The following is a 19,460-nucleotide window of genomic DNA, read 5'->3' as shown; positions in this document are numbered from 1 at the left end:
TTCCTTGTCCGGTATGCGGGTCTGTTCGTTCCGCCGTGGGGACACGGAACGGGCCGAGTATAGCCCGCGTATTCACCGGTTCGGAACCATTCATGAATGCTGCGGTGCGGTATGCATGCATGACCTTTGGGGCATGGTGTCGTTGTGGGGTGGTGCAATACTTTGCTACAACACCAGCCACTGCATCTCCAGGGACCCCACGATGTCGCCATTCCTTACTCCGTACGGCCGCACCGGACGCTGCGCCGCCGCTCTCCTCGTCACCACGGTGCTGCTGCTGGGCGGCTGCAAGGCCGACGGCGAGGGCGCCAAGGACACGCCCAAGGAAGAGCAGAAGGCAAGCGACGCGGTCCCGGTCGAAGTGGCCAAGGCGGCACGCCGCGCCATCGCCGCCAGTTACACCGGTACCGCCTCGCTTGAGCCGCGCGCCGAGTCGCAGGTGGTCGCCAAGACCTCGGGCGTGGCGCTGGCGGTGATGGTCGAGGAAGGCCAGCACGTCAGCGCCGGGCAGCCGCTGGTACGGCTGGACCCGGATCGCGCGCGCCTGGCCGTTGCGCAGAGCGAAGCGCAGATGCGCAAACTGGAAAACAGCTACCAGCGCGCGCAGAAGCTGGTCCAGCAGCAGCTGGTCAGCGCCGCCGACATCGACCAGCTGCGCTTCGACCTGGAAAACGCGCGCGCGCAGTACCGCATGACGGCACTGGAGCTGTCCTACACCACGGTGGTGGCGCCGATTTCCGGCGTGGTCGCCTCGCGCGACATCAAGCCGGGCAATTTCGTGCAGATCAATTCGCCGATCATCCGCATCGTCGATGCCGGCAAGCTGGAAGCCACGCTCAACGTGCCCGAGCGCGAGATCGCCAAGCTCAAGCCGGGACAGGCGGTGGAGCTGGTCGCCGACGCGTTGCCGGGGCGCACGTTCGGTGGTGTCGTGGACCGCGTGTCGCCGGTGGTGGACACCGGTACCGGCACGTTCCGCGTGGTGGCTTCGTTCTCGGGTGAGAGCGACCTGCAGGCGGGCATGTTCAGCCGCCTGAGCATCAACTACGACCAGCGCGCCGATGCGCTGGTGGTGCCGCGCACCGCGCTGCTCGAGGACGGTGGCGAGCCCGCCGTTTACGTGGTGCGCGACGGCAAGGCGATGCGCACCCGGCTCAAGCTCGGCTACGACGATGCCGGCTGGATCGAGGTGCGCGAAGGCCTGCAGCCCGGCGAGGAAGTGGTCGTGGCCGGCAAGGCGGCACTGCGCGAGGGCAGCGCGGTGCAGGTGATCGGCAAGGAGAAGGCGGTCGCCACCGCCGCTCCCGCCAAGGCGCCGGCCGCACAGGCGGCCAAGCAATGAGTGCGCGTGATCCGTCGGTTCCCGGCGGTGGCGGCTTCGACCTGATCGAATTCGCCACCCGCCGCCGCGTCACCATCGCGATGATGACGCTGACCCTGGTGCTGTTCGGTCTGATCTCGCTGTCGAGCCTGAAGGTCGAGCTGCTGCCCGACCTGAGTTATCCCACGCTCACCGTACGCACCGACTACGAAGGCGCGGCGCCGGCCGAGGTGGAGACGCTGATCTCGCAGCCGGCCGAAGAAGCGCTGGGCATCGTCAAGGGGCTGCGCAAGCTCAAGTCGATCTCGCGTACCGGCCAGAGCGACGTGGTCCTGGAGTTCGCCTGGGGCACGGACATGCAGCAGGCCGGGCTGGACGTGCGCGACAAGATGGAGACGCTGCAGCTGCCGCTGGAGGCCAAGCCGCCGGTGCTGCTGCGCTTCAATCCGTCGACCCAGCCGATCATGCGCCTGGCGCTGTCCTCGAAGCAGGACGGTGGCAGCGACGCCGACGCGGTGCGCCGGCTGATGGAACTGCGCCGTTATGCCGACGACGACCTCAAGCGCAAGCTCGAGCCGGTCAGCGGCGTGGCCGCGGTCAAGGTCGGCGGCGGCCTGGAGGACGAGATCCAGGTGGATATCGACCAGCGCAAGCTGGCGCAGCTGGGGCTGTCGCTGGACAGCGTGATCCAGCGCCTGCAGCAGGAGAACGTGAACCTGTCCGGCGGCCGCCTGGAAGAGGGCTCGCAGCGTTACCTGGTGCGTACCGTCAACCAGTTCGCCACGGTCGAGCAGATGCGCGAGATGCTGCTCAATACCGCCGCCGGCTCGGGGGCCTCCTCGGCCGGTGAGAACCGCCAGCTGATGACCGCCATCCTCGGCAGCCGCGATCCGAACGTGATCGCCGCGCTGCGCAGCGATGGCAGTGGCGGCGGCACCTCGCCGGTACGCCTGAAGGACGTGGCCGACGTGCGCCAGGGCTACAAGGAGCGCGAGGCGGTGATCCGCGCCGGCGGCCACGAGGCCGTCGAGCTGGCCATCTACAAGGAAGGCGACGCCAACACCGTTTCCACCGCCGATGCGCTGGAAAAGAAGCTCGAGGCGATCCGCAAGCAGATGCCCAAGGACATCGAGATGACCACGGTGGAGGACCAGTCGGTCTTCATCCGCCATGCGATCAAGGACGTCAAGATCGATGCGGTGATCGGCGGCCTGCTGTCGGTGCTGATCATCTTCCTGTTCCTGCGCGATGGCTGGAGCACGTTCGTCATCTCGCTGTCGCTGCCGATCTCGATCATCGCCACGTTCTTCTTCATGGGCCAGCTCGGCCTGAGCCTGAACGTGATGTCGCTCGGCGGCCTGGCGCTGGCCACCGGCCTGGTGGTGGACGACTCGATCGTGGTGCTCGAATCGATCGCCAAGGCGCGCGAACGCGGCATGGGCATCCTCGAAGCCGCGATCAAGGGCACCCGCGAAGTGTTCATGGCGGTGGTCGCCTCGACCCTGACCACGATCGCGGTGTTCCTGCCGCTGGTGTTCGTCGAGGGCATCGCCGGGCAGCTGTTCCGCGACCAGGCGCTGACCGTGTCGATCGCCATCGCGGTGTCGCTGGTGGTGTCGATGACGCTGATCCCGATGCTGAGCGCACTGAAGGGGCGCCCGCCGCTGGAGTTCCCGGCCGAGGATCCGCGCCAGCCGTGGCGCCCGGAACGCCGCTGGCAGAAGCCGGCCGCGTTCGCCGGCCGCGGCATCGGCGCGCTGGTCCGCTATGGCTTCTATGCCGCGGCGTGGCTGGTGGTGCGGATGTTCCGTGGCATCGCCGCGGTGGTCGGCCCGATCATGCGCAAGGCCAGCGACATCGCCATGGCGCCGTATGGCCGTGCCGAACGCACCTACCTGCGCCTGCTGCCCGCCGCGCTGGCGCGGCCATGGCCGATACTCGGCGGCGCGGCGCTGGCGTTCGCGCTGACCCTGGCGGTGTTGCCGATGCTGGGCGTGGACCTGATCCCGCAGCTGGCGCAGGACCGCTTCGAGATGACCGCCAAGCTGCCGCCCGGCACGCCGCTGGCGCAGACCGACGCCCTGGTGCGCGAAGTGCAGCGCAAGCATGCCGGCGAGGACGGCGTGCGCCTGTTGTACGGCGTGTCCGGCACCGGCACGCGGCTGGACGCCAGCCCGACCGAGAGCGGCGAGAACATCGGCAAGCTGTCGGTGGTGATGAGCGACACCTCGCGCGAGCCGGAGCTGACCGAGAAGCTGCGCCAGACCATGAAGGCGTGGCCGGCCGCACAGGTGGATTTCGCGCGCCCGGAGCTGTTCGCGCTGTCGCCGCCGCTGGAGATCGAGATCGAGGGCAATACGCTGGACGCGATCCGGGTGGCCGGCAACCGCCTGGCCGGCATGCTGCGGCAGAATCCGCACTACGCGGACGTCAAGTCGACGGTCGAGCAGGGCTTCCCGGAAATCCAGGTGGTGTTCGACCAGGACCGCGCCGCGGCGCTGGGCCTGACCACGCGCCAGATCGCCGATGCGGTGGTCAACAAGGTGCGCGGCAACGTCGCCACCCGCTACAGCTTCCGCGACCGCAAGATCGACGTGCTGGTGCGCGTGCAGGAGTCCGAGCGCTCCTCGGTCGAGGACATCCGCCGCCTGATCGTGCACCCGACCGGTGGCAAGCCGGTTGAGCTGTCGTCCGTGGCCGAAGTGGTGGCGACCACCGGGCCCAGCGAGATCCATCGCGCCGACCTGCGCCGGGTGGCGATCGTCTCGGCCAACCTGCGCGGCATCGACCTGGGCACGGCGATCACCGAAGTGCAGAAGATGGTGGCCGACAACCCGCTGGGCACCGATGTCGGCATGCACATCGGCGGGCAGGGCCAGGAGCTGGGCGAATCGATCCGCTCGCTGCTGTTCGCCTTCGCCCTGGCGGTGTTCCTGGTGTACCTGGTGATGGCATCGCAGTTCGAATCGCTGCTGCACCCGTTCGTCATCCTGTTCACCATCCCGCTGGCGCTGGTCGGCGCGGTCGCGGCGCTGCTGCTGTCGCGCTCGCCGGTGTCGGTGGTGGTGTTCATCGGCCTGATCCTGCTGGTCGGTCTGGTGGTGAAGAACGCGATCATCCTGATCGACAAGGTCAACCAGCTGCGCGAGGAAGGCGTGGCGAAGCGCCAGGCGCTGGTGGAGGGCGCGCGCTCGCGCCTGCGCCCGATCATGATGACCACGCTGTGCGCGGTGTTCGGCTTCCTGCCGCTGGCGCTGGCCTTCGGCGAAGGCGCGGAGGTGCGCTCGCCGATGGCGATCACCGTGATCGGCGGCCTGCTGGTCTCGACCCTGCTGACGCTGCTGGTGATCCCGGTGGTGTACGACCTGCTGGACCGCAAGGCCGACGCGTTCTATGCCGAGCGTGGCCGCCGTGCGCGGCAGCAGGCACAGCAGGTCGAGCAGGTGCTGGCGCACGAGCATGACGCGCTGGGTGAAGGCGGCGCCGGCGGCGACGGGCTGAAGGGCTGATACGGATGAACATCACCGAGCTGTCCATCCGCCGCCCCGTCACCACCATCATGCTGTTCGTGTCGATGGTGGCGATCGGCCTGATCGCCGCCTTCCGGCTGCCGCTGGAGGCCGAGCCGGAAGCCACCATCCCCTTCTTCTTCGTGTCGCTGCCGTACCCGGGGTCGACGCCGGAGGAAGTGGAGCGCAACCTGCTGCGGCCGGTCGAGGAAGCCATCGCCACGATGCCTGGCATCAAGTCGATGAACGCCCGCGCCAATGCCGAGGGCGGGCAGATCCAGGTCGAATTCAGCGACTGGAACCGCGATATCGCCATGGCCGCGTCCGAGGCGCGCGAGCGCATCGATGCGGTGCGCGACCAGTTGCCGGACGATTTCCGCCGCTACTACGTGCAGCGCTGGAGCACCAGCGACCGCGAGGCGATGAGCCTGCGCCTGACCAGCGACGAGGACCTGACCGCGCGCGCGGACCTGATCGAGCGCAGCATCAAGCAGCGCCTGGAACGCCTGCCCGGGGTGGCCCGGGTCGAGGTCGAGGGTGTCGCCAAGCAGGAAGTGCTGGTGGCGCTGGACAAGGACCGGCTGAGCGCGCACGGGGTGGCGCTCAACGAACTGGTGCAGAAGCTGCAGGCGGCCAACTTCTCGGTGTCTGCCGGGCAGATCACCGAGGCCGGCCGGCGCCTGCGCGTGCAGCCGCGCGGCGAGCTGCTGGAACTGCAGGCGCTGCGCAACCTGCCGGTCGACAAGCGCGGCACCCGGCTGTCGGATATCGCCGAAGTCAGCCTGCAGCCGCAGCGCATGAACTACGTGCGGCAGATGGAGGGCAGGCCCAGCGTCGGCGTCGACGTGTACAAGGAGCGCTCGGCCAACCTGGTGGATCTCTCGCGCGCGGTGCGCGCCGAGATCGAGCGGCTGCAGGAAGATCCGGCGATGCGCGGCGTCGGCATCGAAGTCACCGACGACCAGGGACAGGCGGTCACCAGTTCGCTGCTGGCGCTGGCCGAGGCCGGCGCGATCGGCCTGCTGCTGTCGGTGATCGTGCTGTACGCCTTCCTGCGCCACTGGCCGTCGACGCTGATGGTGTCGCTGGCCATCCCGATCTGCTTCATCATGACTCTGGGGTTCATGTACTTCGCCGGCATCACCATGAACATCATTTCGATGATGGGCCTGCTGCTGGCGGTGGGCATGCTGGTGGACAACGCGGTGGTGGTGGTCGAGAGCATCTACCAGGAGCGCGAGAAGTACCCCGACCAGCCCTCGCTGGCCTCGATCATCGGTACCCGCCACGTGGCCATCGCGCTGTCGGCCGGCACCCTGTGCCACTGCGTGGTGTTCCTGCCGATGATGTTCGGCGAGAAGAACATCATCACCATCTACCTGTCGCAGCTGGCGGTGACGATCTCGGTCTCGCTGCTGGCCTCGTGGCTGGTGGCGGTGAGCCTGATCCCGATGTTGTCGGCGCGGATGAAGACCCCGCCGGCGCTGAAGTCGCCGCTGATCAACCGGATGCAGGAACGCTATGCGCGCGCGCTGCGCTGGACGCTGCAGCACCGCGGCTGGGCGGTGGGCGGCATCCTCGCCATTTCCCTGGCCAGCGTGTATCCGATGACGCATACCACCGGTGGCGGCGACGACGGCGATCCGAGCGAGATCAACATCTTCTACCAGTGGCGCGGCGCCTACTCCAAGGAGGAGATGGGCCGGGAAGTGGCGCGGGTGGAGGCATTCGTCAATGTGCACCGCAAGGAATTCCACGTCGAACGCGTGTTCAGCCGTTACAGCGAGCAGGGCTGGGCGCAGACGCGGCTGTTCCTGGACACCGAGGACCCGGCGCTGAGCGAGAAGATCAAGGAGGAGGTGCGCAAGGGGCTGCCGCAGTCGGCGCGCGCCAAGATCGGCATCGGCTGGCCCGGTGGCATGGGCAGCGACGGCCAGGGCATCCGCTTCAGCCTGGTGGGCGATTCGACCCAGACGCTGAAGGAACTGGCCGACGACATCCTGCCGATACTGGCACGCGACCCGAAGCTGCGCGACGTACGTGTGGATACCGGCGACGCCAACACCGAACTGGCGGTGCGGGTGGACCGTGAGCGCGCCGCCGCCTACGGCTTCAGCGCACAGCAGGTGGCGCAGTTCGTCGGCATGGCGCTGCGCGGCTCCTCGCTGCGCGACTTCCACCGCGACGACGTCGAGATCCCGGTCAACGTGCGCTTTGCCGGCTCTGAGAGCTATGGCATCGAGGACCTGTCGTCGTTCATGGTGCGCACTGCCGGCGGCAAGGAAGTACCGCTGCTGGCGATGGTCGACGTGAGCGTCAACCCGGCGGCCAGTTCGATCCAGCGGCTGAACCGGCAGACCATGCTGCGGATCGAGGCGGGGCTGGCCAAGGACGTGCCGATGGACCAGGCGCGCAAGTCGGTGGAGGCCACGCTGGAAGGCGTGCAGTTCCCGCCCGGTTACGGCTATACCTTCGCCGGCGCCGGTTTCAACATCAACTTCGATGGCATGCAGCAGATGGTGAACAGCATCTTCATCGCGCTGATCCTGATGGTGGTGATCATGGCCGCGGTGTTCGAGTCGCTGCTGTTCCCGGCGGCGATCATGTCCTGCGTGCTGTTCTCGATCTTCGGCGTGTACTGGCTGTTCTGGCTCACCGGCACCGAGATGAACATCATGGCGGTGATCGGCATCCTGGTGCTGATGGGCGTGGTGGTCAACAACGGCATCGTGATGATCGAGCACATCAACAACCTGCGCCGGCGCGGCATGGCACGTACCGACGCGCTGGTGGAAGGCAGTCGCGAGCGCCTGCGCCCGATCATGATGACGATGGGCACCGCGATCCTGGCGATGATCCCGATCGCGCTGAACACCAAGACCGCCGACGGCATGCCGCCGTACTACCCGATGGCACGCGCCATTGCCGGCGGCCTGGCGTTCTCGACCGTGGTCAGCCTGCTGTTCCTGCCGACCATCTACGCCATCCTCGACGACCTGCGCACGGGAACCGCGCGCCTGGTGCGGCGCGCGCGCGGGCTGGCGCCGCTGCCGGCGGCCGGGGCGGCGCCCGTGCAGGAGTAAGGCTGTCGCGCTCCCGCCACTCCGGCGGGAGCATTTTCCAGGGAGACCGCGGATGCCACATGCACTTCACCCGGGCGGCCGGCTTGCCGGTGTCCTGTACCTGATCGTCGTCGTCACCGGCATCTTCTGCCTGGCCTACGTGCCGGCGCAGCTGGCCGGCGCCGACGCGGGCGCGATGCTGGACAACGTGGTCGCCAGGCAGGCGCTGTTCAAGCAGGGCGTGGCGGCTTTCGTCGTCGAGCAGGTGGCGTACCTGCTGCTGGCACTGGTGCTGTACCGCAGCTTCCAGGATGTCAGCCGCAGCGCGGCGACGCTGATGCTGGCGTTCGTGGCGATGGCGGTTCCGTTGGCGTTGGCGGCGTTGTCGCACCGGTTGCAGGCGCTGTCGCTGCTGACCGACGCCGACAGCGCGCAGCTGTTGTCGCCGGAGCAGCGCCAGCAGCTCGCGCATGCGGCGTTGAAGGCCTACCGCGGCGGCATGCAGCTGGTGCGCGTGTTCTGGGGGCTGTGGCTGTTGCCGCTGGGCTGGCTGGTGCTGCGCTCGCGGCGCCTGCCGCGCCTGCTGGGCGCGCTGCTGGTGCTGGGCGGGCTGGGCTATGTGCTGGATGTGCTGGCGGAACTGCTGGTACCCGGCTACGCGGATTGGTGGATATCGGCCCACCTGACGCTGCCGGCCTCCGTCGGCGAGATCGGCACCTGCCTGTGGCTGCTGCTGTTCGGCCTGCGCGCGGCGCGCCCCGCCGCATCACGTTCCCTTGCCCAGTGAGGTCATCATGCAGACCCGATCTTCCCGGACCGCGCTGTCCGATCCGCCGCTTCCTCTGCGCCTGAAGCTGTCCGCGCTGTGGGCCAGCCTGACGTTCTGCTACCTGTACGGCGATTACTTCGGCCTGTACCGGCCCGGCAAGCTGAAATACATGCTCGATGGCGGCGGTCCGATGGGGCCGAGCAGCCAGGGCTCGTTGTTGTTCGTGGCCCTGCTGCTGGTCGTGCCCGGACTGATGGTGTTCCTGTCGCTGGCCCTGCCGGCGCGGCTGACGCGCTGGCTCGGCATCGGGCTGGCCCTGTTCTACGCCGCCTTCGTCGCGCTCACCATGCCGGGCGCATGGTGGTTCTACCTGGCCTACAGCAGCATCGAGATCGTGCTGTGCCTGCTCATCGTGGGCCTGTCCTGGCGCTGGCCGCGTGCCTGATGGCCGCGGTGGCGCCGTAGCCGGTCACACCAGCTTGCCGTAGACGGTGAAGCCGGTCAGCCACAGGCCGAGCATGCTGCCGAGGTTGGTGAGCATGAAGGTCAGCACGACGCGCGTGACCCGGTTGCGGTACCAGCCCTTGAGCGACTGCGCGTCGTCGCGCAGCCGCAGGAAGTCGGCATAGGCCGGCCGGCGCAGCCGCGTTTCCACCAGCGCTGAGAACGCGCCGGTGGGGATGCTCAGGCGGAACGGCTTGAACGGCGCCACCACCACCGCGGTCAGGATGCTCAATGGATGGCTGCCGGCCAGCAGTGCGCCGAGGCCGGCCAGGCCGCCGGTGTAGAGCGCCCAGGTCGCGAGCATGTCAGCGCCCATGCCCATGCCGCCCTTCCAGAAGCCGACGCCGATACCGGCCAGGATCACGGCCAGGATGGTCAGCGTGATCCACGGCACGTTGCGCTTCTTCGGTACCGCTTCCAGCGCCTGGCGCAGCGGGCCGGGGGCCACGGTATCGGTTTCCAGGTAGCGCGCCAGACCGGCCAGGTGGCCGGCACCGACCACCGCCAGCACGTTGCGCTGGCTGTCGCTGCGCTCCTCGCGCAGGCGCGTGGCCATGTAGCGGTCGCGCTCGCCGATGATGCTCTCGTACAGCGCCGGGCTCTCGCTGGCGAACTCGCCGAAGCTGGATTCGAGCATGTCGCCCTGCTTGAGCTTCTCGATCTCATCCTCGCCCACGTCCTCGGACGAGAACAGGCCGGCGCCGAGCCCGGCGACGAGCTTGAGCTTGCCGATGAAGCCCAGGCGCTGCGAGGCGCGGCGGAAGGTCAGGCCGACATCGCGGTCGATCAGGTGCACCGGCAGGCCGCGTTCCTGCGCCAGCGTCACCGCACGCTTGAGCTCGGCGCCCGGTTCGATGCCCAGCTGCTCGGCGAGCCGGCGCTGGTAGGCGGCGAGGGCGAGGTTGGCGGCGAACAGAGCGACCCGGTTCTTGCGGATCACCTCGACCAGGTCCAGCTGCGCCAGTGCATCCGGGTTGGTCAGGGCCTGCAGCCGCTGCGGATCGAGCTCGACCGCGACGGCATCGTACTGGCCGCTGCCGATGGCCTGTTCCACCGCCTGCACGCTGGCGGCGGAGACGTGGGCGGTGCCCAGCAGGGTGTAGCGCACGCCATCGCGTTCGACGATGCGCAGCGGCTGGCCGGCGAGCAGTTCGCTGCCGCTTTCAGAGTGGGTGTCGGTCATTGCGTCATTCATTGGAGGGGGCGCGCTCGCTGCCATCGCCGAGCGCGCGTTGCATCTGCACCGTGTCGAGCCAGCGGCCGTGTTTGCGACCCAGGCCGCGGAACACGCCCACGAGCTGGAACCCGAAACGCTCGTGCAGCCTGATCGACGCGGTATTGGCCGGCTCGCCGATCACCGCGACCATCTGCCGGTAGCCGCGCGCGGTGCAGGCGTCGATCAGCGCCTGCAGCAGCGCGCTGCCCACGCCGCGGCCCTGGAAGCGCGCATCGACGTAGACCGAGTTCTCCACCGTCCACTGGTAGGCGATGCGGCTGCGGTAGGTGTTGGCGTAGGCGTAACCGGCGACCTGGCCGTCGATCTCGGCGACCAGGTAGGGAAAGCCGCGGGCGAGGATGTCCTGCATGCGCCGCAGCATCTCGGCCTCGTCCGGCACCTCGTATTCGTAGGTGTTGACGAAGTCGGTCACTTCGACCGCGTAGATCGCGGCGATGGCGGCGATGTCGGCCGCGCCGGCATCACGGATGTGCACGGCCATGCGCAGGTGTCCCGGTCAGTCGATGTAGCGCTTGAGCAGGTCGCCGTAGGCGTCGATGCGACGGTCGCGCAGGAACGGCCAGATGCGGCGCACGTGTTCGCTGCGCTGCAGGTCCACCTCGCAGACCAGCACGGTCGGCTCGGCGCCGGCCTCGGCCAGGAACTCGCCCTGCGGGCCGAGCACGTGGCTGTTGCCCCAGAACTGGATGCCCGACGCGCCCAGCGGCGAAGGTTCGTGGCCGACGCGGTTGCACGACAGCACCGGCACGCCGTTGGCCACGGCATGGCCACGGTGGCTCAGTACCCAGGCGTCGCGCTGGCGGTTCTTCTCGTCCTGTACGTCGTCCGGATCCCAGCCGATGGCGGTGGGGTAGAGCAGCAGCTCGGCGCCGGCCAGCGCCATCAGGCGCGCGGCTTCCGGGTACCACTGGTCCCAGCACACCAGCACGCCGAGGCGGCCCACCGAGGTGTCGATCGGCTTGAAGCCGATGTCGCCCGGGGTGAAGTAGAACTTCTCGTAGAAGCCCGGGTCGTCGGGGATGTGCATCTTGCGGTACTTGCCGAGCAGGGTGCCGTCTTTCTCGAACACCACCGCGGTGTTGTGGTAAAGGCCGGCGGCGCGGCGCTCGAACAGCGAGCCGACGATGACCACGCCGTGTTGCCTGGCCAGTGCGCCCAGGCGCTCGGTGCTCGGGCCGGGGATCGACTCGGCCAGGTCGAACTCGTCCACCGATTCGTGCTGGCAGAAATACGGGCCGTTGTGCAGTTCCTGCAGCAGCACCAGCTTGGCGCCCTGCGCCGCGGCTTCGGCGACGCGGGCCTCGATCACGGCCAGATTGGCGGCGGCATCGCCGTGGTTGCGCTCCTGGATCAGGGCGACGGTGAGGGAATGGGTCTTCATGCGGGCATTGTAAACCGGGAGGAGCAACCGCCCCTGCACACGGGGCGGTTGGCGGCAAGGGCGTGAATGGGGGGGGGGCGGTATGCCGGGACCCCGGGCCTGCCAGGCAGGCCGGGGAAACAGGCGAGGGTGCCGGGCTTCAGTCGATCAGTCCGCTCGGCAACTGCATGGTGATGCAGTGCAGGCTGCCGTTCTGCCAGATCAGCGGGCGGCATGGCACCTGTACGATCTCGCGGTCCGGGAAGGCACGCGCCAGCACTTCGCGCGCGGCGTCGTCGGCGGGGTCGCCATAGGCCGGCATCAGCACCGCGCCGTTGATGATCAGGAAGTTCGCGTAGGACGCGGCCAGGCGGCGCCCCTCGTCGATCACCGGCTGCGCCCACGGCAGCGGGAACAGGCGGTAGGGCTGGCCATCGCGGGTGCGCAGCGCGGCCAGTTCGGCCCCCATCGCCTTGAGCTCGGCATGGTGCGAGTCCTGCGGGTCATCGCAGTCCTGGTAGACGATGCTGTCGGCCGAGGCGAAGCGGGCGAGGGTGTCGACGTGGGCGTCGGTGTCGTCGCCTTCCAGATAGCCGTGGTCCAGCCACAGCACGCGTTCCTGGTGCATCCACTGCGCCATGTCGGCGCCGAGCGATGCGCGGTCGCGCTCCGGGTGGCGCTCGTGCAGGCACTTCCAGGTGGTCAGCAGGGTACCGTCGCCGTCGGTGTCGATGGCGCCGCCTTCCAGCGCGAAGGCGATGCTGCGCACCTGGGCGTTGTTGAAGGCGCCGGCCTCGTGCAGCACGCCGACCAGCTGGTCGTCCAGGCTCGCCTCGAACTTGCCGCCCCAGCCGGTGAAGCGGAAATCCAGCAACTGGAAGCCGCCGTCGGCCCGCCGGAGGGTGATCGGGCCGGAGTCGCGCAGCCAGGTGTCGTCGTAGGGCGCGGTGATGAAGCGCACGCGCTGCATGTCGATGCGGTTGGAGCGCAGGCGCATTTCCGCATAGGTCTCGATGTCGTCGTCGGCCACGCAGATCAGCACCGGCTGGAAGCGGGTGATGGCGGCGACCAGCGCGATATAGGTCTCCTCGACCTCGGCCAGGCGTTCGGCCCAGTCGGTGTCGACGTGCGGCCAGGCGATCAGGACGCCGGACTGGGCCTCCCATTCGGCGGGAAAACGAAGTGCATCGGTCATTGCGGGTAGGTGCTCGGATCATGCCCGGAGCGGAGTCCGGTGCGTTGGCGCACCTCCCGGTGCCGGGAGGTGCAGGGAGTAATGGCGTGCAGGCCGCCGACGCGGCGGCGGGCGTGGATCAGCGGACCGGCGGTTTGGGGCCGATCTCGTCGGGGCCCGCCTGGTTGGCGACCACGTCGATCACCCGCTGCTTCTCGAAGTAGACGGTGAAGGCGGGATAGACCCAGCGGTTGATCGTCGGCCACTGCCGCTTCTGGCCGCCGCGCGGCTCCAGCCGCTCCTGCGGGTCGCCGAAGCGCGCCTGGACCTGCCCCATCGACTCGCCGCGCGCCGGGAGCGCGCCCGCCGGCTTTTCCTGCGCCCGCTCGATCAGCAGGGTGTCGGCCATCGCCGTGGTGGGTGCCGCGATGATCGCGGCGGTCAGGGCCAGGGCCCGGATGGTCTGCTTCATGGTCGCTTCTCCCCGGAGGACAAGTGGCGATTACAGCAAAAAAACGGCGTCGATAAAGCGGCAGGCAGCCCTGTTCCGCGCTGCCGGGCGCGGGATGCGCGCGGCGGACATGGCGGGTGCAGGATACGCGGCCGGTCGTGAGCAGGGGACGAAGATGCAAAAAGCCGCCCTGGGGCGGCTTTCTGCGAATACCGGAACCCTCGCGGATTCCGCTGGCGGCGGGCGCCAGTCGGCTCAGCGCTGGCGAGCCTTGAAGCGCGGGTTCGACTTGCAGATCACGAAGATCTTGCCGCGACGGCGAACCACCTTGCAGTCACGGTGACGGGCCTTCGCCGACTTCAGGGAGGACAGGACTTTCATGGCATACCTCGGCGGATACGTTGGAGTTCTACAGGGAGCGTAGCCGCGGATATGCAGGTTGACGCTCGTTCAAGCCCGCCATTCTACCGGGCAATTCCATGTGGGTTCAAGTGGTTGCGTGCAATCGGCGTCAGTCGGGCCGGAGCGGGCGCTAGAATGGCCCGATTCCCGTTCCCGCGCAGGCCGCAGATGAGTCCACTTCCCCCCGTTCTTACCATCGACGGCCCGTCCGGGGCCGGCAAGGGTACCGTCAGCCGCATCGTCGCGCACCGGCTGGGCTGGCATTACCTGGATTCGGGGGCGCTGTACCGGGCGGTGGGCGTGGCTGCCAGCTGGGCCGACATCGATACCTCCGACGCCTCGGCGCTGGTGCGCTGCACGTTCGACACCCGGATCCGCTTCGTCGAGCGCGGCGAGAGCCTGCGGGTGCTGGTCAACGATACCGACGCCACCGACGAGCTGCGCCTGGAGACCACCGGCGCCCTGGCCTCGGCGATCGCCGCCATCCCGGAGGTGCGGGCCGCGCTGAAGGAGCGCCAGCGCGCATTCAGGATGGCGCCGGGGCTGGTGGCCGACGGCCGCGACATGGGGACGGTGATCTTCCCGGACGCCCCGTTCAAGGTGTTCCTGACCGCCAGTGCCGAGGAGCGCGCGCACAGGCGGCATAAACAGTTGAAAGAAAAAGGGGTTTCGGTTAACTTTGATGACCTCCTGCGCGAGATCATGGCCCGCGACGCCCGTGATGCACAGCGCGCAGTGGCGCCCCTGAGGCCGGCCGATGACGCCGTTCTCATCGACACCAGCGGTATCGGCATCGACGACGTCGTTGCCAAGGTGCTGGGCCTGCTTCCTTCGCCGGAAGCGTGACCCGCGGTTCCGTGAGAGCGGCCGGTGACGGCCGCCGTCGCGCAAATCGAAGTCGTACAAGGCTCCGTCGTGCAGGGTGCACGGCGGTTTTTCCACTCCACACACGGCCGCCGGCACGGGGTCGACCAACAGGCGGGCGGCACGCATTCCCCGAAGGGAGCGGCCTGCCCATGTGTTCAACTGAGTAAATCCAATGACCGAATCATTTGCAGAACTGTTTGAAGCCAGCCAGGCCAATCTGGCCAAGCTGAAGCCGGGCGCCATCGTCGTCGGCACCGTCGTCGACGTCCGCGGCGACGTGGTGGTGATCAACGCCGGTCTGAAGTCCGAAGGCATCGTGCCGATCGAACAGTTCCGTAACGACGCTGGCGAAATCGACGTGGGCGTGGGCGACCAGGTGAAGGTCGCGCTCGACTCGATCGAGAACGGCTTCGGCGAAACCGTCCTGTCGCGCGAGAAGGCCAAGCGCGCCATGGTGTGGGACGAGCTGGAAGAAGCGTTGGAGAAGAACGAGACCATCACCGGCCGCATCAGCGGCAAGGTCAAGGGTGGTTTCACCGTCGACATCAAGGATGTCCGCGCGTTCCTGCCGGGTTCGCTGGTCGATGTGCGCCCGGTGCGCGACCCGGCCTACCTGGAAGGCAAGGAGCTGGAGTTCAAGCTCATCAAGCTCGACCGCAAGCGCAACAACGTGGTCGTTTCCCGCCGCGCGGTCGTCGAGAGCGAGCACTCGGAAGAGCGCGAGCAGCTGATGGACAAGCTGCAGGAAGGCGCGATCCTGAAGGGTGTCGTCAAGAACCTGACCGACTACGGCGCGTTCGTGGACCTGGGTGGCATCGACGGCCTGCTGCACATCACCGACATGGCGTGGAAGCGCGTGCGCCATCCGTCCGAAGTCGTGAACGTCGGCGACGAGCTGGACGTGCGCGTGCTGAAGTTCGACCGCGAGCGCAACCGCGTTTCGCTGGGCCTGAAGCAGCTGGGCGAGGATCCGTGGGACAACATCTCGCGTCGTTACCCGGCCAACAGCCGCGTGTTCGGCAAGGTCTCCAACGTCACCGATTACGGCGCGTTCGTCGAGATCGAGCCGGGCGTGGAAGGCCTGGTGCACGTGTCCGAGATGGACTGGACCAACAAGAACGTCAACCCGTCCAAGGTCGTGCAGGTCGGTGACGAAGTCGAAGTGATGGTGCTGGACGTCGATGAAGAGCGTCGCCGCATCTCGCTGGGCATGAAGCAGGTTGCCGCCAATCCGTGGGAAACCTTCGCCGCCACCCACAAGAAGGGTGACAAGGTCTCCGGCCAGATCAAGTCGATCACCGACTTCGGCATCTTCATCGGCCTGGACGGCGGCATCGACGGCCTGGTCCACCTGTCCGACATCAGCTGGAACACCACCGGCGAAGACGTCGTTCGCAACTTCAAGAAGGGCGACACCCTGGACGCCGTCGTCCTGGCCGTCGATCCGGAGCGCGAGCGCATCTCCCTGGGCGTGAAGCAGCTGGAGCAGGATCCGTTCGGCCAGTACATGGCGGCCAATCCGAAGGGCTCCAAGGTCGAAGGCGTGGTGAAGGAAGTCGACGCCAAGGGCGCCGTGATCGAGCTGGCTGACGGCATCGAAGGCTACGTCTCGGCCCGCGACATCAGCCACGACCGCGTCGACGACGCCTCGCAGCACCTGAAGGTGGGCGACAAGGTCGAAGCCAAGTTCGTGGGCATGGACCGCAAGGGCCGTACCATGCAGCTGTCGATCAAGGCCAAGGATGAAGCCGAGACCGCCGAAGCGCTGGCCGAGTACAACAAGTCCTCGACCGAAGCCGCTGCCGGCACCACCAGCCTGGGTGCGCTGCTGCGCGCGCAGCTGGGTGGCAACAAGTCCGAGTAATCGGCCTTGAGCTTGTCGTAGATGCAACCTGGGCGGCCCGGACGAAAGTCCGGGCCGCTTCGGGGTTTTACCTTCGTGACGAGTCCGCAATGACCAAATCCGAGCTGATCGAAATCCTTGCGCGCCACCAGGCGCACTTGAAGGCCGATGATGTCGATCTGGCCGTGAAGTCGTTGCTGGAGATGATGGGCGGCGCGCTGGCTTCCGGCGACCGCATCGAGATCCGTGGCTTCGGCAGCTTCTCGCTGCACTACCGGCCGCCGCGCATGGGGCGCAACCCGAAGACCGGCGAATCGGTCGCCCTGCCGGGCAAGCACGTCCCCCATTTCAAGCCGGGCAAGGAGCTGCGCGAGCGCGTGAGCGACGTCGTGCCGCTGGAAAGCGACCCGGCCTGAGTTTCTTTGATCCGCCTGCTGCGGATCGAGGCCACGGCCGTTAAGCTAGTGGCTCCGTGGACATGGAGCAGGCTGCCGCATGAAGGCTGTCCGTCTGTTGATTCTGCTGGCCGTGCTGGTCGGCGGCCTGGTGATAGGCTCGCTCAATTCGCAGCCCGTCGATATCCGGCTGGCGTTCTGGGCGCTCCACACCACATCCGGGCTCGCGATCATCGTGTCGCTGCTGCTCGGGGCGCTGGTTGGCGGTGGCCTGGTGCTGGCGGGTGTGGTCATTCCTCTTTATTCCAGGCTCCGGCGAGCCAACAAGGCCGCTGCAGCCCCTGCCGCCGCGCCCGCGCCGCAGGCACCTTCTCCCTTCGACGGACGCTGATCGACGATGGCCTTCATCAGTGAGTGGTTCTGGTTCTTCCTGTTCCTGCCGATCGCCGCGCTCTGCGGCTGGGTCATTGGCCGGCGTGGCGGGCAGCGCCACAGCGAGAACCAGGTCAGCCGCCTGTCGAGCACCTATTTCCGCGGCCTGAACTACCTGCTCAACGAGCAGCCGGACAAGGCCATCGAACTGTTCCTGCATATCGCCGAACTGGACCGGGAGACCTTCGAGACCCAGCTCGCGCTCGGTCACCTGTTCCGTCGCCGCGGCGAGGTGGACCGCGCCATCCGCCTGCACCAGGGGTTGGCCAACCGCCAGGACCTGTCGGACCACCAGCGTGTCCAGGCCCTGCTCGCGCTGGGCGAGGACTACATGAAATCCGGCCTGCTGGACCGTGCCGAGACCGTGTTCACCGATCTTGCGCGCATCGACCAGCGCGCGCCGCAGGCATTGAAGCACCTGATCGGCATCTACCAGGCGGAGCGCGACTGGGAGAAGGCGATAGAAAACGCGACCCGCTACGAACAGGTCACCGACGAGCCGATGGGCAAGCTGATCGGGCAGTTCGAGTGCGAGCTGGCCGAGCGCCATCGTGCCGCCGGACGCCTGGACGAGGCGCGTGCGGCGATCGAGCGCGCCAACGCCGCCGACGCCATGAGCGTGCGCGCCGGCATCATCGAGGGCCGGCTGGAAAGCGATTTCGGCAACGATGAAGCCGCCGTGCGTGCCTTCGAGCGGGCTGCGCGCAACGACCCCGACTATCTGCCCGAGATCCTGCCGCAGCTGCTCAAGAACTACCGCAACGTGGGCGACCTGGCCGGCGCGCGCGCGTTCCTGGCGGAAATGACCGAACACTACCGCGGCATCGCCCCGGTGCTGGCGCTGTCGCGGTTGATGGAAGAGCAGGAGGGTGCCGGCCCCGCACGCGCCTATCTGGGGCGCCAGCTGAAGGACCGTCCCTCGGTACGCGGCGAATCGGCGCTCATCGACCTCACGCTGGCCGAGGGTGCCGACCCGGTGGCGACGTTGCAGGACCTGAAGCACATCACCGACCAGTTGCTGGTGCGCAATCCGGCCTATCGCTGCACCCGCTGCGGTTTCGGTGCGCGTACCCACCATTGGCAGTGCCCCAGCTGCAAGGAATGGGGGACGGTCAAGCCGCTGCTGAACTACGCGGTGCTCTGATCGATGCAGCCGGCATGGATGGTCCCGGGGCTGCTTGCGGTCGTGCTGGTCGCGGCATGGCTGACGGCCATGGCACGCGGCTATGCGCTGCGCCGGCAGTTGCTGGACCAGCCGGGGGAGCGCAGGAGCCATGCGGTCGCGACGCCACGCGGGGGGGGCATCGCCATCGTCGCCTCGCAGCTGCTCGCCTGCCTGTGCATCGGCGTCCTGTTTCCCGCGGCGGCGGCGACGCTGGCGGTGTTTTCCGCCGGCCTGCTGCTGGTGGCGGGAATCGGCTGGTGGGACGATCACAGGCCCTTGCCGGCACTTCCGCGGCTGGCCGTACATGTGCTGGCCGGCCTGCTGCTGGCGGGCCTGGTGTGGCATTGGACCGGGGATGCGTTCCGGGCCGCTTCCAGCGCCTTGCTGGCGATTGGTCTGATCAACGTCTGGAACTTCATGGACGGCATCGATGGCCTGGCTGCAACGCAGGCGTTGCTGGCAGCACTGGCCTACGCCCTGCTGCTGCCCACCCCGGTTGCCGCGTTGGCGCTGGTCCTGGCGGCGGGCGTAGCGGGGTTCCTCCCATTCAATTTCCCCAGGGCGCGGATCTTCATGGGCGATGTCGGCAGCGGCGCGCTGGGCTATCTGCTGGCCGGGCTGGTCGCGTTGGGGCTGGCGACGCGCAGCGCGCCCCTGGCCGTACTGCTGATCCCGCTGTCCGCGTTCCTCGTCGATGCCGGCCTGACGCTGGCTGGCCGCATCCTCAGGGGGGAGCGCTGGATGGAGCCGCACACCCAGCATCTGTACCAACGCTGGGTAAAATCCGGCCACAGTCACGTCACAGTCACGTTGGGCTACGCATTGTTCGGCGTTGCCGGAATCGCGCTGACACTGGTTTCCCACCGGCTTTCCTCGCCGTGGAACCAGCTGGCGGCCATGGCCTGGGGGGCGGTGGCAGCGGGTCTCTGGTTCGCTCTACGGAACACGTCCAACAATAGGGAAGGATGA

17 protein-coding genes are annotated in these 19,460 nt (G+C 67.9%); 11 read left to right on the top strand and 6 right to left on the bottom strand.

Features of this window, described 5'->3' with window-relative positions:
* Nucleotides 1-202: 202 nt before the first annotated feature.
* Genes QQA12_RS09475 through QQA12_RS09455 form a run of 5 tightly spaced genes read left to right on the top strand, consistent with a single transcriptional unit; the run spans nucleotide 203 to nucleotide 9,106 of the window.
* Nucleotides 203-1,342: an efflux RND transporter periplasmic adaptor subunit gene (locus QQA12_RS09475; RefSeq protein ID WP_226049159.1), complete on the top strand. Its 1,140-nt coding sequence runs from the start codon at nucleotides 203-205 to the stop codon at nucleotides 1,340-1,342.
* The gene (locus QQA12_RS09470) at nucleotides 1,339-4,830 is read left to right on the top strand and encodes an efflux RND transporter permease subunit (RefSeq protein ID WP_226049158.1); all 3,492 of its coding nucleotides are present in this window, start codon (nucleotides 1,339-1,341) and stop codon (nucleotides 4,828-4,830) included. Before QQA12_RS09475 ends, QQA12_RS09470 begins: the two co-directional genes overlap by 4 nt.
* Nucleotides 4,831-4,835: 5 nt before the next feature.
* Entirely contained in the window at nucleotides 4,836-7,913 is a 3,078-nt protein-coding gene (locus QQA12_RS09465; RefSeq protein WP_226049157.1) for an efflux RND transporter permease subunit, read from the top strand.
* Between the two features lie 52 nt (nucleotides 7,914-7,965).
* The gene (locus tag QQA12_RS09460; RefSeq protein ID WP_054666309.1) at nucleotides 7,966-8,679 is read left to right on the top strand and encodes a DUF4386 family protein; all 714 of its coding nucleotides are present in this window, start codon (nucleotides 7,966-7,968) and stop codon (nucleotides 8,677-8,679) included.
* A gap of 7 nt (nucleotides 8,680-8,686) precedes the next feature.
* Nucleotides 8,687-9,106 (top strand): DUF6326 family protein, encoded by a 420-nt coding sequence (locus QQA12_RS09455; RefSeq protein WP_226049156.1) that lies wholly within the window; start codon nucleotides 8,687-8,689, stop codon nucleotides 9,104-9,106.
* Nucleotides 9,107-9,130: 24 nt separating this feature from the next.
* Here QQA12_RS09455 and QQA12_RS09450 read toward each other — a convergent pair whose 3' ends face one another.
* The 6 genes from QQA12_RS09450 to ykgO all read right to left on the bottom strand — a co-directional run bounded on the left by QQA12_RS09450 (nucleotide 9,131) and on the right by ykgO (nucleotide 13,768).
* Nucleotides 9,131-10,348, bottom strand: a complete 1,218-nt coding sequence (locus QQA12_RS09450; RefSeq protein ID WP_152985008.1) for a TraB/GumN family protein — start codon at nucleotides 10,346-10,348, stop codon at nucleotides 9,131-9,133.
* Between the two features lie 4 nt (nucleotides 10,349-10,352).
* Nucleotides 10,353-10,883 carry a GNAT family N-acetyltransferase gene (locus QQA12_RS09445; protein WP_054666303.1) on the bottom strand — a complete coding sequence of 177 codons (531 nt, stop codon included), beginning with the start codon at nucleotides 10,881-10,883 and terminating at the stop codon, nucleotides 10,353-10,355.
* 15 nt (nucleotides 10,884-10,898) lie between these two features.
* Nucleotides 10,899-11,783, bottom strand: a complete 885-nt coding sequence (locus QQA12_RS09440) for a carbon-nitrogen hydrolase (RefSeq protein ID WP_054666300.1) — start codon at nucleotides 11,781-11,783, stop codon at nucleotides 10,899-10,901.
* A 139-nt stretch (nucleotides 11,784-11,922) separates the two neighbouring features.
* Nucleotides 11,923-12,957, bottom strand: a complete 1,035-nt coding sequence (locus QQA12_RS09435) for an agmatine deiminase family protein (protein WP_054666296.1) — start codon at nucleotides 12,955-12,957, stop codon at nucleotides 11,923-11,925.
* Nucleotides 12,958-13,075: 118 nt separating this feature from the next.
* Nucleotides 13,076-13,345, bottom strand: coding sequence for a hypothetical protein (locus QQA12_RS09430; protein WP_226049925.1), 270 nt, complete (start codon nucleotides 13,343-13,345; stop codon nucleotides 13,076-13,078).
* A 297-nt stretch (nucleotides 13,346-13,642) separates the two neighbouring features.
* Nucleotides 13,643-13,768, bottom strand: a complete 126-nt coding sequence (gene ykgO, locus QQA12_RS09425) for a type B 50S ribosomal protein L36 (RefSeq protein WP_005409283.1) — start codon at nucleotides 13,766-13,768, stop codon at nucleotides 13,643-13,645.
* A gap of 189 nt (nucleotides 13,769-13,957) precedes the next feature.
* Between ykgO and cmk the strand changes: the two genes are divergently transcribed.
* The 6 genes from cmk (at nucleotide 13,958) to QQA12_RS09395 (ending at nucleotide 19,460) form a co-directional block, all read left to right on the top strand.
* A complete protein-coding gene (cmk, locus tag QQA12_RS09420; RefSeq protein WP_054666292.1) occupies nucleotides 13,958-14,635 on the top strand; it encodes a (d)CMP kinase in 678 nt (225 codons plus the stop codon).
* A gap of 193 nt (nucleotides 14,636-14,828) precedes the next feature.
* Nucleotides 14,829-16,520 (top strand): 30S ribosomal protein S1, encoded by a 1,692-nt coding sequence (rpsA, locus tag QQA12_RS09415; RefSeq protein ID WP_054666289.1) that lies wholly within the window; start codon nucleotides 14,829-14,831, stop codon nucleotides 16,518-16,520.
* An 89-nt stretch (nucleotides 16,521-16,609) separates the two neighbouring features.
* Nucleotides 16,610-16,915: an integration host factor subunit beta gene (locus tag QQA12_RS09410; protein ID WP_054666286.1), complete on the top strand. Its 306-nt coding sequence runs from the start codon at nucleotides 16,610-16,612 to the stop codon at nucleotides 16,913-16,915.
* 79 nt (nucleotides 16,916-16,994) lie between these two features.
* Nucleotides 16,995-17,285 carry a lipopolysaccharide assembly protein LapA domain-containing protein gene (locus tag QQA12_RS09405; RefSeq protein WP_054666284.1) on the top strand — a complete coding sequence of 97 codons (291 nt, stop codon included), beginning with the start codon at nucleotides 16,995-16,997 and terminating at the stop codon, nucleotides 17,283-17,285.
* 6 nt (nucleotides 17,286-17,291) lie between these two features.
* On the top strand, nucleotides 17,292-18,470 hold the full coding sequence (gene lapB, locus QQA12_RS09400) for a lipopolysaccharide assembly protein LapB (protein ID WP_054666281.1): 1,179 nt from the start codon (nucleotides 17,292-17,294) through the stop codon (nucleotides 18,468-18,470).
* Between the two features lie 3 nt (nucleotides 18,471-18,473).
* A complete protein-coding gene (locus QQA12_RS09395) occupies nucleotides 18,474-19,460 on the top strand; it encodes a lipopolysaccharide biosynthesis protein (protein ID WP_226049155.1) in 987 nt (328 codons plus the stop codon).

The organism is Stenotrophomonas sp. 17(2023) (assembly GCF_030345315.1).
GTDB lineage: Bacteria > Pseudomonadota > Gammaproteobacteria > Xanthomonadales > Xanthomonadaceae > Stenotrophomonas > Stenotrophomonas acidaminiphila.
The sequence above is the reverse complement of the archived record's forward strand: the minus strand, read 5'-3'. Positions and strand labels throughout refer to the sequence as shown.